This is a genomic window from Rhizobium sp. P28RR-XV (genome assembly GCF_012641385.1).
Lineage (GTDB): Bacteria > Pseudomonadota > Alphaproteobacteria > Rhizobiales > Rhizobiaceae > Rhizobium.
In genome coordinates, this window is sequence record NZ_JABAIG010000008.1 from 240196 (window position 1) to 255299 (window position 15104).

The following is a 15104-nucleotide window of genomic DNA, read 5'->3' on the forward strand; positions in this document are numbered from 1 at the left end:
CCCGCATCGCCCTCTTAAATGGCGAAAGGCCCCTTTCATGATCGCAGCCGAGCACGCGACTGAATCAGACAACGCGTCGCACATCCTGCGCTTCGATCGCATCGTCAAGCGCTTCGGCGGCGCGCAGGCGCTGGCCGGCGCATCGCTCGCCATTAGGCGCGGCACCGTCCACGGACTTGTCGGGCAGAACGGCGCCGGCAAATCCACGCTGATCAAGCTCCTGGCCGGTCTGCACACTCCGGATGAAGGGCGCATCGAGATTGAGGGCCGGGTCTATGATCGCCTGACGCCGCATCTGTGCGAAGAACTCGGCATTCACTTCATCCACCAGGATCGGCTTCTGGTCCCGACCTTTACCGTCGGAGAAGCGCTTTTTCTCGGGCGGGAAATTCGCCGCGGCAAGACACCGTTCCTGGACCGCAGCGCCATGCAGCGCCGCGCCGACGAACTCCTCGCCAATTATTTCGGCGTCGATCTGCCGAAGAATGCATTGATCGGCGAGCTCTCGACCGCGGAGCGGCAGATCGTCCAGATTACCCGTGCGCTGCTGCATAAGCCGAAGATCCTCGTCTTCGACGAACCGACCGCGGCGCTGGTGCGTCAGGAGGCGGAGATTTTGTTCCGCCTGATCCGACGTTTGCGCAGCGAAGGCGTGACCATCGTCTACATCTCGCATTATCTCAACGAAATCGAGACCTTGTGTGACGATGTTACCGTTCTGCGCAATGGCGTCGACGTCGCATCGCTGACGACGGGCGGGATATCGGCCGGTCGGATCGCAAGCCTGATGATCGAACGCGATATCGCCGACATGTTTCCCAAACGGAAAATCGAACTCGGCAAGGAAATCCTCAAGGTCAAAAACCTCTCGGCAACGGGCCGTTTCCATGATGTCGGCTTCTCCCTGCATCGCGGCGAGATCCTCGGCATTACCGGGCTGCTTGGCTCCGGAGCAAAGGATCTCGTGCGGACCTTGTTCGGGCTGCAGGCGGCGACAAGCGGGACGATCGATATCGATGCGCGCGGCCTGAAGCCTCGCAATCCAGTCGAAGCCGTCGATCATCAGATCGCATTGGTGCCCGAGGACCGGCGCGGCCATGGCGTGGGCCTGGAGCTCAGCGTGCGTGAAAACATCACGCTGTCGAGCCTTGGCCGCTACACGCGCTTCGGCTTTCTCAACCGCAAACGGGAAAGCGACGATACCGACGAGCTGATCAAGCGCTTGCAGATCAAGACGGCCGGGCGCGAGGCGCTGGTGCGCACCCTTTCGGGCGGCAATCAGCAGAAGGTGGCGATCGCCAAATGGCTGAGCCGCCGGTCGGAAATCTACCTGCTGGACGAGCCTACCGTCGGCGTCGATATCGGTTCGAAAGTCGAAATCTATTCGCTGATCGGCGAGCTTGCCGCGCGCGGCGCCGGCGTGATCGTTCTTTCGTCGGACCTGCCGGAGCTTGTGGGCATCACGGACAGGATCCTCGTGCTGTTTCGCGGCCGCGTCACGCGCGAACTGATCTCTTCTGAGACCACAACGGATGAAGTGCTGTCGGCATCGACCGGTGCCTTGGAAGGATTGCGCCATGTCGGCTGATGTTCAGTTTGCCTCCCTCCCCCAGGTTGAGACGGCGCAGGCGCTGCCGACCGGTGGCAAGCTTGCGGCTGCGGCCTTACGGTTCGGCTCGCTGCTTGCCTTCGCAGCCATCCTGGCGATTTTCGCGCTGACCGCGCCCTATTTCCTCACGGTCGGCAATATCGGCAACGTGCTCGGACAATCGGCCATTCCGGGCGTTCTCGCCATCGGCCTGACCATCGTGCTCATCGCCGGCGGCTCCAATGTCGTCACGGGCGGCATCGACCTCTCGCTTGCCGCCAATATGGGGCTGAGCGCTGCTGTTTACGCAACCCTTATCCAGCTCGGCTTCAGCGATGCGCTCGCCGCGACGGGCGCACTGGCCACCGGTCTCGCGATCGGCGCCGTCAATGCGCTGGCGATCGTTTTTGCCGGCATCGTGCCCTTGTTGGCGACCCTCGCCGTGATGAATGTGGTCGCCGGGCTGGAGCTGGTTTTGACGCAGAACACGGTGCTTCCTGCCTCGACCGATCTGCTGACCGTTCTTTCGTCTTCGGACGGCTTCGACATCCCGATCCTGGCCTATGTGCTGATCGGCTTTACCGTCATCGTCACGGCGATCGTGCAATTCACTCCGCTCGGCCTCGGGCTCTATGCCGTCGGGGAGTTTCCGGAGGCCGCACGCGCCGCTGGATTACCATTGAAAAGCCTTATCGCGGGAGCCTTCGTTGCCAGCGGCCTCTGCGGTGGCGTCGCCGGCATCCTGTCCGTCGCCTATCTCAGCGGCAGCACCACCGGCTCCGGCGAAATGCTGCTTCCCGTTGTCGTCACCGCATTGCTCGGCTCGGTCTTCTCCCGCCGGCTCGTGCCGACCATCGGCGGCACACTGATCTCGACGCTATTTGTCGGCTTCCTCATCAACGGCTTTCAGCTGCTCAACCTGCCCAGCACACTGGTCAGCGGCGTCCAGGGCCTACTGATCCTGATCGTGGTTTCGGCAACCACCCTGCTTCGCAAAAGGGAGATCTAAGCCATGACCGCTGCCATCGCCCCGACAAGATCAGTCGCCGGCATCGCCCGCTATGGGCTTATTATCGCCCTTATCGTCGTCTTCTCGCTGTTTTCGACCGTGGCGCCGACATTCCTGAGTGTCGGTAACCTGCAGAGCATTCTCGTCAACAACTTCACGCTGCTTGCCATCGTCTCGATCGCCATGACCTTTGCGGTTGCCGCCGGCGGCATCGATCTTTCGGTTGGGACGGCCGTCGATTTCGCGAGCTTTGCCTTCGTTTCCGGCATTCTTGCGGGCCTGCCCGTGCCGCTCGCTGCCCTGGCGGGCCTCGGCGCGGGAGCTGTTGTCGGCGTCGTCAACGCCGTGCTGATTTCGGCGATCGGCGTGTCGCCATTCCTGGCAACGCTCGGAACGCTGTTCATTGGCCGCAGCATTCAGCAGCTGCTGACGGATGGCGGCAATCCGGTCTATCTGCCGCCATCAGGCATCTCCGCAGCATTCCGCTTTATCGGGCATGGAACGATTGCCGGCCTGCCGGTCCCGCTTCTGATCGCCGCGATCATCATCGCGAGCGCGGCACTGCTGTTCGCGCGCATGCGCTTCGGCCGCGTCGTGCTTGCCATCGGCATTCAACCCCAAACGGTGCGGTATTCGGGCATCGGCCTGGCAAAGCATGTGGCCGTGACCTTCATTCTTGCGAGCACGATTGCCGCCTTTGCCGGTCTGATTCTGACGGCGACGGTCACCGTCTATATCCCCTCCTCCGGCAACGGCTTCATGCTGAACGCCATCGGCGCCACTTTTATCGGCACCACCTTTTCACCACTCGGCCGGCCGAACGTCGCCGGCACGGTGCTTGGCGTTCTGCTCTTGAGCATCGTCGCCAATGGCCTGCTGCTGACGGGCCTGAACTTCTACTGGCAGCAGGTCGCCACCGGCCTGCTGATCTTCGCCGTGCTGGCCTTCAGCTTCGTCAACAAGAAAGCCGTCGGCGCCTGAGCGCCGGCCGAACGATACAATTGCAGGAACACAAGATGACACGCCAAATCAGGCTCAATGCCTTCGACATGAATTGCGTCGGACACCAATCACCGGGCCTGTGGCGCCACCCGCGCGACAAAAGCTGGACCTACAAGGACCTCGACTATTGGGTCCATCTGGCAAAGACGCTGGAGCGCGGCAAGTTCGACGGCCTGTTCATCGCCGACGTGCTCGGGGTCTATGACGTGCTGAACGGCAATGTCGACGCCGCCTTGCGCCATTCGGCGCAGGTGCCGGTCAACGATCCGCTGCAGCTCATCCCGACCATGGCCTATGAGACGGAGCATCTCGGCTTCGGGCTGACCGCTTCGCTGTCCTTCGAGCATCCCTATACGTTCGCCCGGCGCATCTCCACGCTCGATCATCTGACGAAGGGTCGCGTCGGCTGGAACATCGTCACCTCCTATTTGAACAGTGGTGCCCTGAACATCGGCCAATCGACACAGACGCAACATGACGACCGCTATGCGCTGGCCGAGGAATATCTCGAAGTCTGCTACAAGCTCTGGGAAGGCAGCTGGGAAGACGGTGCCGTCATCCGCGATCGCGAAGCGGGCATCTTCACGCGGCCCGAGAAAGTGCACTCGATCCGCCATTCCGGCAAGCATTTCAGCGTTCCCGGCATCCATCTCTGCGAACCGTCGCCGCAACGCACCCCCGTGCTCTATCAGGCAGGCGCCTCCAGCCGCGGCAAGGATTTCGCCGGCGCGCATGCCGAATGCATTTTCGTAGCAGCACCTTCAAAGCCGGTCTTGAAGCGCTACGTCGCCAATGTTCGCGAGGCGGCCGAGCGCCTCGGCCGCAATCCCCGCGAAATCCTATCCTTCAATCTCCAGACCGTAATCCTCGGCGAGACCGATGCCGAGGCGCAGCGCAAGTTCAACGAATACCGCCAATATGTTTCGCTCGAAGGCGCGCAGGCGCTGATCTCGGGCTGGACCGGCATCGATTTCGGCCAGTTCTCGCCCGACGAGGTACTGCGCCATCGCTACACCAACGCAGTGCAATCCGCCGTCGAGACCTTCACCACCATCGATCCGGGCAAGGAGTGGACGGTGCGCGAGATGGCGGATTGGGTCGGCATAGGCGGCTTCGGCCCGGTCTTTGTCGGCTCGCCGCAGACGGTCGCGGACCTCATGCAGGAATGGATCGAGGATACCGACGTCGACGGCTTCAATCTCGCCTATGCGGTCACCCCCGAGAGCTTCGAGGATGCCGTCGATCTCCTGGTGCCGGAATTGCAGAAGCGCGGCGTCTACAAGACCGAATATCGCGCGGGCACCTTGCGCGAGAAGCTTGGCGGCAGCGGCCCGAGGCTCGCGGCACCGCATCCGGCGACGGGCTATCGCAATCTTGGTGAAGCTGCGGCCCCATCCAGACGCGCCGGATAGGCTCCAGGCAAAGGGATTCGTGAGCTACTGACCGCTTTCCAGCCTCAAGCGGAGACGAGAGGATGCCTCGTCTCAGCCGCCCCAGGTCTGCTCGAGGACACGAACCCAGTTCTGATGGGCGATCTTTGCGAGCGCCTGGTCATCGAACCCATGCGCGCGCAAGGCGTCGATCAGTTTCGGCAGGCCGCTGGCATCGCCGAGCGCCGCCGGAATGGTCGTACCATCGAAATCGGAACCAAGCGCGACGTGCTCTATGCCAATCCGCTCGGCAATATAGGCGACATGGCGAACGAGGACATCGAGCGGCGTATCCGTGTTCCTCACACCGTCGTCGCGCAGGAAGAGCACACCGAAATTGATGCCGACCAGACCGCCGGTATCGCGGATCGCGTCGAGCTGCCTGTCTGTCAGGTTGCGGCTGTGCGGAGAAAGCGCATGTGCATTGGAATGCGAGGCAACCAGCGGCGCATTCGACAATTTCGCGATATCCCAAAACCCCTGCTCGTTCATGTGCGAGAGATCGATCATGATCCTGAGTTCGTTGCAGGCGCGGATCAGATCCTTGCCGGCATCGGTGAGGCCGGGGCCGATATCCGGCGTCGAGGGGAAGCGGAAAGACACCCCGTGAGCAAAGACGTTCGAGCGGCTCCAGACAGGCCCAAGCGTGCGCAGGCCGGCCTGATGCAGGACATAAAGGGCGTCGAGATCGGCCGCGACCGCCTCCGCGCCCTCAATATGGAAAACGGCGGCAAATTGGCCTTCCGCGATCGACCGCTTGATATCGGCGGCCGAACGGCAAACCTTGACGGCTCCCTTCGACCGGGCCTCGATCGCAAGCAGCAGCCGCGCCATGGCCAGGGTTTCGTTCAGCGCATCGGGCTGGGCAGGCGTGGAAAAATCGGCGTTTTCAGGCTTTGGTTGATCCGGCGACGGGATGAATATGGCGCAGAGCCCGCCTGCGAGGCCTCCACGGCGGGCGCGGGGCAAATCGATATGTCCGGCAGCTTCGCCATTCAGGAAAGCGTCGACGGAATTCAAGCCGCCGCGGCGCAGCCGGAGCAGCACGTCGTTGTGGCCATCAAAGACGGGGATTATCGAGGATTCGGTCATGTCTCATTCCAAAACTGCGGTTTATCTCTGCGTAGGCAAACTTGGCGGGATGGGCAAACGCAAACTATGCATGGGGCTGCGAAAACCGAATAATTTTGGACCAGCTTTGCAAAGGCGCCGATTTCGCGCCGCGATCGGCTCTTGCGCAGGCATCGATCGGGCCGCCGGCCCGTAATCGCTCGATATGCGCCGACGCGGCACAGATCAACGCCACCTGACGCCATGCTTCGGAACAATTGCCACGCGAATATGAGGTTGATGACCCGCAAGACTTGCCTTTTCGAAATCGCGCTGCAAATGAAAGGGTTTGGCGTCATCAAGTGGCTAAGGATACGGCAAGGTGCAACATGTCGTTTTGCTGGAAAAAAGACAGCCCGAAGCAGGCTTTGGACCTTATTCCTATTGAAACAGGCGACCAATCTGCGGACATCATGAGTGTCCATTTGAACGCGATGCTCGTGTTTTATCCTGACGGTATTCGAGGAGACCGGATTGTCTGATCTGCCACGCGAAGAGCAATCCGCATCTGCGTCCGTCGAGGCGAAGGATCGGTCTTGGCGCGAGGATAGAAGGCCCCAGCCGTCAGATCGGCGACGCTTTCCGCGACCGGAAAAGGCAGCCAGCGAAGAAACGCTGCCGCCACCGGCTTTGCAGCCGCTGCAGTTTTCGACACGCGCGCTCGAACCGGCGGCGCAATTTGCCGCCTGGCAGGCTTATATCGCACCGCTGGCCGACATCCGGCCGCCGGATAATGTCTCACCGGAAACCGGCTTTCCTGCAGACCACGTGGCCTGGAACCTCGGTGGCATGCTCATCGTTCAGCAGGATACGCCTCCCCACAGCTACATGCGTTCACAGGCGAAGGTAAAAGCCAACCTCATCGATCATTGGCACATTTCCGTCCTACGCGACGGCCGCACGTGGACGGAGGTCGACGGGCGTGTGCTGGAAGGCGAGCCGGGCAAGATAGAATTGCGCTCCCTCGGACATCCTTTTCGGGGACGATCGACGGAGGCGAGAACCCTCTCGCTCTTTCTGCCGCGAGCATTGCTGTTCGAAGTTCCCGCCCCCGTCGAGATCGAAAACAACATCGCGCTTTCAGGCATCTTCACCGGCATGCTGATCGATTATCTCGACAGCGTCACGGACAATCTTTCTCGCTTTGCGGCGACGGACCTGCCGCATGTCGTCCAGACGGTGCGCAACATGATCGTCGCTTCCGTTTCGACCTCGGCCGCCCAATCGACGGGCGTCGAACAGCATAGCACTCTGGCGGTAACGGAACGCGTGCGGCGGTTCGTCGAAAGCAATCTTGCCGCAGGCGATCTGACGGTGGAGCAGATATGCCGGCAGCTCGGCATATCCCGCACCAGGCTTTACCAGATCTTCGAGCAATATGGCGGCGTGCATCATTATATTCAGCGACGCCGCCTCTTGTCGGCCCATGCGGCGCTCAGCGATCCGGCGAACCGGGAGCAGATCCTCGATATTGCCTTTGCTGTCGGCTTTTCGTCGGCAGCACACTTCAGCCGGGCATTCAGCAAGGAATTTGGCTACAGTCCCCGCGAAGCAAGAAATCTCACCATTCCGCGCTATCTTGGACAAGTCGCCTCGCCGGCATCGCCCGACAGCACCCATTCCTTCGAAGAATGGCTAAGGACCCTCGGCTACTATCACTAGAGACGATGGATTTCGACATCCCCTAAACGCGCACAAAGCGGATTGCTTCGCGCACTGGGCGATACATTCGCCTGCGCCGGCGCGTGCGGCGCGGCCGCCAGATCGCACTTCAGCAATTGCGAAAATGGACGCTGCTGCAAGTTTCTGGATGCACGGCTAACGACATACCGCGTGTAACCTATTAGAAAAGAAGCATAATAATCGTTTGGACACCAAAGCCTTCGTGCATGGCGAATGTACCCTCCGTCCACCAAGGCAAAGCTTTAGGGAACATAACAATGGTATCGACCCGCCAGACAATGAACATCAGCAAACCTCAACATCCTTCCACTGACGCCTATCGCGCCGTCGAACGCGAAGAGGTCCTTGAAGTGGCGTTTCGTGATTTCGTGCAAATGGCGCTTGCTGCCGGCTGGAATGAACCGGAAGTCGCTTTGACGCTGGCCGATATCGCCGACGACTATGTCATGGCTCTCGCTGGTAGAGTTGCCGAAAAATAGTGTTGCGTACCCGTCCGTGCCTCACAGGGGTGGGCACGAACGGCCAGCAGCAACTCTTCAGCATGCCGCCGGCGCCACCGCTCACCAAGAAGGCGGCTCGCCGGCGGCACGAGTTTTACTCACCAACACGGCAGACATGCCTCCTTCATGCGGCGCTCTATCCGGGCGGGACTTGAAGAAAGCGAACAACAATGAAAATCAGGCAACATCTCTGGTTTCGGCGTGACATGGAATCGGCGATTGAGTTCTACGCGACACTTATTCCGAATTCGTCAGCCGGGTGGATCTCGAACATCTTGACCGACAATCCGAATGGTCCGGCAGGCAGCGTGAAGTTCGCAGGCTTCACACTCGGCAACCGTTCCTTTATGGGCTTCGAGGCCGGGCCACTCGATCGGTCCGATCATTGCTCTTCCATCATTTTCGAATGTACAACGCAGGCCGAGGCAGATCGTCTGCGCGATGCTCTGAAAAAGGGCAGTTCGACGGACAGACACGGCCCGGTGGTCGATCACTGGGGAGTGTCCTGGCAGTTCAGCGTTACGTCGCGAAGCGATGACATCGAAGCATCAGCCGTATCCGACATGAACAGCAGTGCTGTTCTTGCGAAAAAGAAATTCGCCACCGCCTAAGGCTGGGCGAGAAAACGGCAACAAAGCTCAAGAGCAGCAACGGTGCATCCCTTTCAGCCAGTCGATAAGGATGCGCGGCCGCGAAGGTAAGCGGAAGCTGATCCACACTCGGCTTCCGCTTACGTTATATCAGCTATCAGTTGAGAGCCGGGCAACCGCTCCGGTTGGCGAAGGCCATGCGGTCTGGGCCGCCGTCATTCCAGCCACGAACGATGATACGCCGTCCATTGCTGTCAATCGAATCGATGCGCCGGAAGCCTTCGGCACGGGCGGCTCGCATGAGGTCGCGCCGGCTGCAGCCGCGATCACGGTCCCAATCACGGTCACGGTCGCGATCCCAGCCGCGCGGCGGGCGGTTCCAATCCCGGCCCTGGTCACGCTGCCAGGGCGGCGGTGCGTATCCGTCATCGCCGCCATAGTACTGTGCCGAGGCGGCGGAGGTCATCAGTTGCAGTGCGGCCAGCCCGACCAGGGCGACACGCGATACTCGTACGAAACGTTCCAACATTTCCCTTACCCCATTTTCTCTTATGGACGAGGCAGAGATACACCAACTCGCCTGAACTCTGCCTGAACGCCACCGGAACCTGTTCATGACATACCGCTGGATGGCAAGCCAAGATTATCGAAAGAAATAGTCGTTGGGCGACCGCGCGGGCGCGTGGCACTTCCTTCGATCCCCTACCGATAGTAAGAGGCCCATGTCGGGAACTTTGCCGCTCAAGGGGTACGATCTCCATCCCGCCAATCGGTGATGGCCGAATGGACCGACTGGGACAGAAGCATTGCGCCGGCGAGACAATAGAGCAGCACGATGATGGCTGTTTCCATGATCAGCGGCAGGAAAGCAAAACGAGCGCCCTGGCTGTCCTCCTCTTCAGGAAGCAGGTCCGGCAATCCAAGGATCATGGCCACCAGCGGTGAGGCCATGATCGCGACGACGGCGGCCGCATGAAACCAGAGACGCAACCGGGGTCGTTTTCCCGCCGCCCAGAAGGCCAAAAGCGGCGCGCCGATATTGCCTATCAAGCCCAGCAAAACGGCAATCTCTGTCGGCAGGATCGAATCGTCGTACATGAATCCCCAATCCCCTGATGCTACCCAGATTAGTATCACGCATACGAAATGACAACCTTCTCGCATGCTGGCGCGCTGTCGCCACAATTCGTGTTTTCAGCCCATCGCCACGGATTTATGGAAAGCATCGACACTCGAAACTCCGCAACATAGCAAACTCGATGCCGGTCTAGCCGATGAGTTCGCCTCGCCCATGTCCGAATGTTTCTGCCCGGTGGAATTCGTGGGAAATCTTGTTGCTGAACATAAGATTGCCGCCACATTGGCCTCGCGTCGCAGCACCGGTGTCCGGACGACGATATCCTAACGCCCGATGCCGGTGATCGTCGGTTTGAACACGATGGTTTTCTGGCCGCTATCTCCCTCGCCGGCGACAGCGCGACGAACCAATTGCGCGGCCATCTCGCCCATCGCGCGCCTTGGCGAACGGGACGTCGCGATCGGTGCCGGCAAGGAACCGATCAGATCCAGCCCATTGAATCCGGCAATCAGCACCTGGCCGGGAACCGCAACGCCCAGTTCCATGCAGGCAAACAACCCGCCGCTCGCCATGTCGTCGTTTGAGTAATAGATACAATCGATATCGGGCACTGCTGCAAGCAGTGCCGTCGTCAGCCGCTTTCCCAGCGCGATCGAAGAAAAGGCATCGTCAATCCGCTGCTCGGCAAAACCCAGACCGTGCGCACGCAATATGCGTTCGAAGCCGGCCTTGCGCTTGCCGGCGCGCAGGTCCTTTTCCAGCGCACTGCCGACATAGCCGAACCGGCGGCGGCCGGCAGCAACAAGGGCTTCCGCCATCTCCTCGCCGGCGCGGCCATGCGACAAGCCGACATTGAAGTCGATCGGCGCACCATCGAGATCCATGAGCTGGATGACCGGGATGGCGGCATGACGGAGCAGATCCACCGTCTCTTCCGGCTGGTCCAGGCCGGTGACGATGATGGCGCAGGGTTGCCAGGACAGCATGTCGCGGATGATCTCGCGCTCCTTCGCCATGTTATAGTCGGATATGCCGAACACGGCCTGCATGCCGGATCCGTCCAGCCCGGCGGAAATGCCGGCAAGAATCTCCGGAAAGACGATGTTCGACATGCTGGGAACGACGACGGCGACCAGATTGGTGCGCTGCGAGGACAGAGAAAGCGCCAGTCTGTTGCCCATATAGTTCATTCGCGTCGCCGCTTCGATGACCCTGTCGCGCGTCTCGCTGGAGACGTCAGCCACGCCGCGCAGGGCGCGCGATACCGTCATCTTGCTGACGCCCGCTTCGATGGCGACTTCTTCCAGAGTGGGTTTGCGCATCCCCAAGCAACCCTCGATGAACCATGGCGGCTGGCACGACGCCGCTCTTCTTCATAGAGTGTTTCCTTGAAAAGGCAAACAGCCTCCTATTGACAATTACAGGGAAAATAAGGCTATGTTACCGATACCGGTATCGGTAACATAGCTTGATATTGCAGAGGTAGCGCCGTGCAGAACACAAAGAAGGCCGCCGTCATTGGCCTGGGGTCCATGGGTTGGGGCGCTGCCCTATCGCTTCTGAAAGCGGGCTTTACCGTCCGCGGCTGCGATATTCGCGGCGAGGTGCTCGCGCGCTTTGCCGAAAACGGCGGCACTCCATGCACGACGCCGGCGTCAGCGGCTGAAGACGCCGACGTGATCCTCGTCTATGTCGTCAACAGCAAGCAGACCGAAGATGTCCTTTTCGGGCAGAATGGAGCCTTGCAGACCGCGCTACCCTCGACGGTATTTCTGCTCTGTACCACCATGGCCCCGAGTGCCACGACAGCCATTGCCGAAAGGCTGGAAGCGGCAGGCATGCTCGTCATCGACGCCCCCGTTTCCGGTGGCCACGTTCGCGCGCTTGCGGGCGAAATCACCGTCATGGCATCCGGCACACCGGAGGCCTTCGATCGCGCATCAGCGGCGCTCGACGCCATCTCGGCCAAAGTATTCCGGCTCGGTGATCGTCCCGGCGCCGGCTCGCAGGTCAAGATGATCAACCAACTGCTGGCAGGCGTGCACATCGCCGCGACAGCCGAGGCCATGACGCTTGCCGCCAAGGCCGATATCGATCTCAAGACGCTCTATGAGGTGATCCGTGTTTCCGCCGGTTCGTCCTGGATGTTCGAGAACCGCGGCGAGCACATCGTATCCGGCGATTATACGCCACGCTCGGCGGTCAACATCTTCGTCAAGGATCTCGGCATCGTGACATCGGAGGCCGGCAAAGCCGGAGCCGTCACGCCGCTCGCCACTGCGGCACTCGACCTCTTCGTTGAAGCATCAGAAGCAGGCTTGGGTCTGGAAGACGATGCCGCCGTTGCAAAGATCCTGGCCGCCAAGAGCGGCGCAAGCCTGCCAGGCGTGAAGGACTAGACCGTGGCGCTCCTGCTTGGCTGCATTGCGGATGACTTTACCGGGGCCACCGATCTTGCCGCGCTGCTTGCGCGCAGCGGACTGCCCGTTTCACTGCGGATCGGCATACCGCAGGAGAAACGCGACCGGAACGAGACGGCGGCCTTCGAGGTCATCGCCCTGAAATGCAGGACATCCCCAGTCGAGATTGCCGTGAAGCAGGCCCGGCAAGCACTGGAATGGCTGGAGGAAGCCGGCGCCAGTCGCTTCTTCTGGAAATATTGCTCGACATTCGACAGCACGGCCGAAGGCAATATCGGTCCGGTCGCGGAGATGTTGATGGCTGAGACCGGCGCGGCCCAGACGATCTATTGCCCGGCCTTTCCCGAGAATGGACGCAGCGTCTTCATGGGCCACCTCTTCGTCGGCGAGCAACTGCTGTCGGAAAGTCCGATGAAGGACCATCCGCTGACGCCGATGCGCGATTCAAGCCTTGTCCGGCTGCTGACGCCGCAGGTGAATGGCGCTGTCGGACTTGCCAGCCGCAACGTCGTCTCAAAGGGTGCGGCAACGTTGAAGGCGAGGCTGGCTCAACTCGGCAGCAACGGCACCCAGCACGTGATCGTCGATGCTGTTTGCGATGACGATCTCCGTACGATCGCCGCCGCATCCTTCGACATGCCGCTGCTGACGGGCGGCAGCGCGATCGCCGGCCAGCTTCCGCAATTTTACATTGAGCAGGGTCTCATCAGCCTCTCCGAACATCGACAGGCACTGCCAAAGGTGACAGGCGGTTCGATCGTCCTATCCGGCAGCTGCTCCGCCATGACGCGCCGGCAAGTTGCCAATTATGCCGGCAAGGTTGCCAGCCTGCGGCTCGATCCGATCGCGCTTGCAGAGGAAGGCGCCGGCGCTGCGCTGGAATGGCTGCGTCAGCAATCTCCCGATGCGCCGAAGCTTATCTATGCCACCGCCGAACCCGACGAGGTGCGGCAGGCTCAAGAGCGGTTGGGTCGGGACAAGGCGGGCCAGGTGGTCGAGGACGCCCTTTCCGAGATCGCCCGCACGGCCTTCGACTACGGCACGCGCCGCTTCGTCGTTGCCGGTGGAGAAACCTCCGGCGCGATCACGCAGGCGCTCGGCGTCACACACCTGACGATCGGCCCGGAAATAGCGCCGGGCGTTCCCTGGACATTTGCGACGATGGACGGAGAACCGATTGCACTCGCCCTGAAATCGGGCAACTTCGGCGGCGAAAGCTTCTTCACGGATGCCTTCGACCGGTTGGAGGCCGCATGAGCGAAGAGACCGAACTGCGCGAAAACATATGCATGATGGCCAAGTCGCTTTACGATCGCGGCCTGACCGCCGGCTCCTCCGGCAATATTTCCGCACGCCTCAGCGATGGACGCCTGCTGGTGACGCCAACTGGCAGCTCCTTCGGGCGCCTCGATCCCGCGCGGCTCTCGCTCTTCGATGGCGAAGGAAGCCTGATCGGCGGGGACAAGCCGACGAAGGAAATGCCGCTGCATTCAGCCTTCTACGAGACGCGGCCGAAAAAGACCGGCGCCGTGGTGCATCTTCACTCCAGCCATTCGGTGGCGCTGTCGATCCTGCCCGGCGTCGATGCCGACAACATGCTAGCGCCCTTGACGGCCTATTCGATCATGAAGCTCGGCAAGGTGAAGCTTCTGCCCTATTTCATGCCCGGCGATCCGGCCATGGGCGATGCCATTCGTGGCCTTGCCGGCAAGCGCAGCGCGGTAATGCTGGCCGCACATGGACCCGTCGTTTCGGCAAAAGATCTGGAAGCGGCCGTTTATGCGATCGAAGAATTGGAAGAGACGGCAAAGCTTGCCATGCTGACGCGCGGGGCCAATCCTTTGCTGCTCACGGATGCGCAGATCGCCGATCTCGTTCGCACCTATGACGTGGAGTGGGACTGAACATGACGCGCTTTTCCGCCAATCTGGGATTCCTGTGGCAGGAGCTCTCCCTTCCGGACGCGATCCGCGCCGCCAAGGCCGCCGGCTTCGATGCCGTGGAATGCCACTATCCCTATGACACCCCTGCCGAAGCCGTGCGTCAGGCATTGGAGGAAACCGGCCTTCCCATGCTCGGCCTCAATACCGCTCGCGGCAATGTCGCGGCTGGCGACAACGGCCTCGCGGCCATTCCGGGGCGCGAGGATGAAGCGCGCGGCGTCATCGATCAGGCGATCGATTATGCGACTGCCATCGGCGCGCGAAACGTGCATGTGATGGCCGGCAAGGCCATGGGCGACGAGGCGCAAGCCACCTTCATCGCCAATCTCCGCTATGCCTGCGACCGCGCCGACAAGGTGGGGACGACCGTGCTGATCGAGCCGCTTAATCATCGCGATGCGCCGGGCTACTTCCTGCGGACGGCGGATCAGGCGCTCGACATCATGGCGGCGGTCGGCGCCGAGAACCTGAAGCTGATGTTCGACTGCTATCACATCCAGATCATGCAGGGCGACCTGACGCACAGGCTGCAAGCACATATGGCGGCAATCGGTCATGTCCAGATCGCCGCCGTCCCGGACCGGCGCGAACCGGACCACGGCGAAATCGATTACCGCCACATTCTGCAGCTTCTTGAAACGCTTGGCTATGACAAGCCAATCGGCGCGGAATATCGGCCGGCGACCACGACGGATGCGGGGCTGGCCTGGCTGCAAGCGTACAAATGAAGCGAAGGCCGGCATTCCGGATG

General features: G+C 61.1%; 15 protein-coding genes. 11 read left to right on the forward strand and 4 right to left on the reverse strand.

The window, feature by feature from the left end; genetic code table 11:
* Positions 1-37: 37 nt before the first annotated feature.
* Genes HGP12_RS18695 through HGP12_RS18710 form a run of 4 tightly spaced genes read left to right on the forward strand, consistent with a single transcriptional unit; the run spans position 38 to position 5011 of the window.
* On the forward strand, positions 38-1588 hold the full coding sequence (locus HGP12_RS18695) for a sugar ABC transporter ATP-binding protein (RefSeq protein ID WP_168840304.1): 1551 nt from the start codon (positions 38-40) through the stop codon (positions 1586-1588).
* Positions 1578-2597: an ABC transporter permease gene (locus HGP12_RS18700; RefSeq protein ID WP_168840305.1), complete on the forward strand. Its 1020-nt coding sequence runs from the start codon at positions 1578-1580 to the stop codon at positions 2595-2597. The genes HGP12_RS18695 and HGP12_RS18700 overlap by 11 nt, the downstream gene beginning before the upstream one ends.
* A 3-nt stretch (positions 2598-2600) precedes the next feature.
* Positions 2601-3578, forward strand: coding sequence for an ABC transporter permease (locus HGP12_RS18705; RefSeq protein WP_168840306.1), 978 nt, complete (start codon positions 2601-2603; stop codon positions 3576-3578).
* Positions 3579-3613: 35 nt separating this feature from the next.
* Positions 3614-5011, forward strand: coding sequence for an LLM class flavin-dependent oxidoreductase (locus HGP12_RS18710; protein ID WP_168840307.1), 1398 nt, complete (start codon positions 3614-3616; stop codon positions 5009-5011).
* 72 nt (positions 5012-5083) lie between these two features.
* Here the strand turns inward: HGP12_RS18710 and HGP12_RS18715 are convergent, their stop codons facing one another.
* The gene (locus HGP12_RS18715; RefSeq protein WP_168840308.1) at positions 5084-6121 is read right to left on the reverse strand and encodes a dipeptidase; all 1038 of its coding nucleotides are present in this window, start codon (positions 6119-6121) and stop codon (positions 5084-5086) included.
* Between the two features lie 501 nt (positions 6122-6622).
* Between HGP12_RS18715 and HGP12_RS18720 the strand changes: the two genes are divergently transcribed.
* From HGP12_RS18720 to HGP12_RS18730, 3 genes are all read left to right on the forward strand, one after another.
* On the forward strand, positions 6623-7801 hold the full coding sequence (locus tag HGP12_RS18720) for an AraC family transcriptional regulator (protein WP_168840433.1): 1179 nt from the start codon (positions 6623-6625) through the stop codon (positions 7799-7801).
* Positions 7802-8079: 278 nt separating this feature from the next.
* Positions 8080-8301: a hypothetical protein gene (locus HGP12_RS18725; RefSeq protein ID WP_168840309.1), complete on the forward strand. Its 222-nt coding sequence runs from the start codon at positions 8080-8082 to the stop codon at positions 8299-8301.
* Between the two features lie 191 nt (positions 8302-8492).
* A complete protein-coding gene (locus HGP12_RS18730) occupies positions 8493-8933 on the forward strand; it encodes a VOC family protein (protein WP_168840310.1) in 441 nt (146 codons plus the stop codon).
* Positions 8934-9069: 136 nt separating this feature from the next.
* On the opposite strand, the gene HGP12_RS18735 is transcribed toward HGP12_RS18730, so the two are convergent.
* From HGP12_RS18735 to HGP12_RS18745, 3 genes are all read right to left on the reverse strand, one after another.
* Positions 9070-9441, reverse strand: a complete 372-nt coding sequence (locus HGP12_RS18735; protein ID WP_168840311.1) for a hypothetical protein — start codon at positions 9439-9441, stop codon at positions 9070-9072.
* 212 nt (positions 9442-9653) lie between these two features.
* The gene (locus HGP12_RS18740; protein WP_168840312.1) at positions 9654-10010 is read right to left on the reverse strand and encodes a hypothetical protein; all 357 of its coding nucleotides are present in this window, start codon (positions 10008-10010) and stop codon (positions 9654-9656) included.
* Between the two features lie 303 nt (positions 10011-10313).
* Positions 10314-11312, reverse strand: a complete 999-nt coding sequence (locus tag HGP12_RS18745; protein ID WP_168840313.1) for a LacI family DNA-binding transcriptional regulator — start codon at positions 11310-11312, stop codon at positions 10314-10316.
* Positions 11313-11480: 168 nt separating this feature from the next.
* Here HGP12_RS18745 and ltnD point away from each other — a divergent pair, with 168 nt between their 5' ends.
* From ltnD to HGP12_RS18765, 4 genes are read left to right on the forward strand one after another with little or no spacing between them, the layout of a single operon-like run.
* Positions 11481-12389: an L-threonate dehydrogenase gene (gene ltnD / locus HGP12_RS18750; protein WP_168840314.1), complete on the forward strand. Its 909-nt coding sequence runs from the start codon at positions 11481-11483 to the stop codon at positions 12387-12389.
* Positions 12390-12392: 3 nt separating this feature from the next.
* Positions 12393-13667, forward strand: coding sequence for a 3-oxo-tetronate kinase (gene otnK / locus HGP12_RS18755; protein ID WP_168840315.1), 1275 nt, complete (start codon positions 12393-12395; stop codon positions 13665-13667).
* A complete protein-coding gene (gene otnC, locus HGP12_RS18760) occupies positions 13664-14314 on the forward strand; it encodes a 3-oxo-tetronate 4-phosphate decarboxylase (RefSeq protein ID WP_168879604.1) in 651 nt (216 codons plus the stop codon). The genes otnK and otnC overlap by 4 nt, the downstream gene beginning before the upstream one ends.
* A 2-nt stretch (positions 14315-14316) precedes the next feature.
* Positions 14317-15081, forward strand: a complete 765-nt coding sequence (locus HGP12_RS18765; protein WP_168840317.1) for a hydroxypyruvate isomerase family protein — start codon at positions 14317-14319, stop codon at positions 15079-15081.
* Positions 15082-15104: the final 23 nt, after the last annotated feature.

What these genes read in the sequence shown, in the direction of transcription:
- HGP12_RS18730 (WP_168840310.1), top strand. Translation starts at nt 8,493, where the DNA reads ATGAAAATCAGGCAACATCTCTGGTTTCGGCGTGACATGGAATCGGCG.
- HGP12_RS18695 (WP_168840304.1), top strand. Translation starts at nt 38, where the DNA reads ATGATCGCAGCCGAGCACGCGACTGAATCAGACAACGCGTCGCACATC.
- HGP12_RS18725 (WP_168840309.1), top strand. Translation starts at nt 8,080, where the DNA reads ATGGTATCGACCCGCCAGACAATGAACATCAGCAAACCTCAACATCCT.
- HGP12_RS18745 (WP_168840313.1), bottom strand. Translation starts at nt 11,312, where the DNA reads ATGCGCAAACCCACTCTGGAAGAAGTCGCCATCGAAGCGGGCGTCAGC.
- HGP12_RS18715 (WP_168840308.1), bottom strand. Translation starts at nt 6,121, where the DNA reads ATGACCGAATCCTCGATAATCCCCGTCTTTGATGGCCACAACGACGTG.
- HGP12_RS18765 (WP_168840317.1), top strand. Translation starts at nt 14,317, where the DNA reads ATGACGCGCTTTTCCGCCAATCTGGGATTCCTGTGGCAGGAGCTCTCC.
- HGP12_RS18710 (WP_168840307.1), top strand. Translation starts at nt 3,614, where the DNA reads ATGACACGCCAAATCAGGCTCAATGCCTTCGACATGAATTGCGTCGGA.
- HGP12_RS18740 (WP_168840312.1), bottom strand. Translation starts at nt 10,010, where the DNA reads ATGTACGACGATTCGATCCTGCCGACAGAGATTGCCGTTTTGCTGGGC.
- HGP12_RS18705 (WP_168840306.1), top strand. Translation starts at nt 2,601, where the DNA reads ATGACCGCTGCCATCGCCCCGACAAGATCAGTCGCCGGCATCGCCCGC.
- HGP12_RS18700 (WP_168840305.1), top strand. Translation starts at nt 1,578, where the DNA reads ATGTCGGCTGATGTTCAGTTTGCCTCCCTCCCCCAGGTTGAGACGGCG.
- otnC (WP_168879604.1), top strand. Translation starts at nt 13,664, where the DNA reads ATGAGCGAAGAGACCGAACTGCGCGAAAACATATGCATGATGGCCAAG.
- HGP12_RS18735 (WP_168840311.1), bottom strand. Translation starts at nt 9,441, where the DNA reads ATGTTGGAACGTTTCGTACGAGTATCGCGTGTCGCCCTGGTCGGGCTG.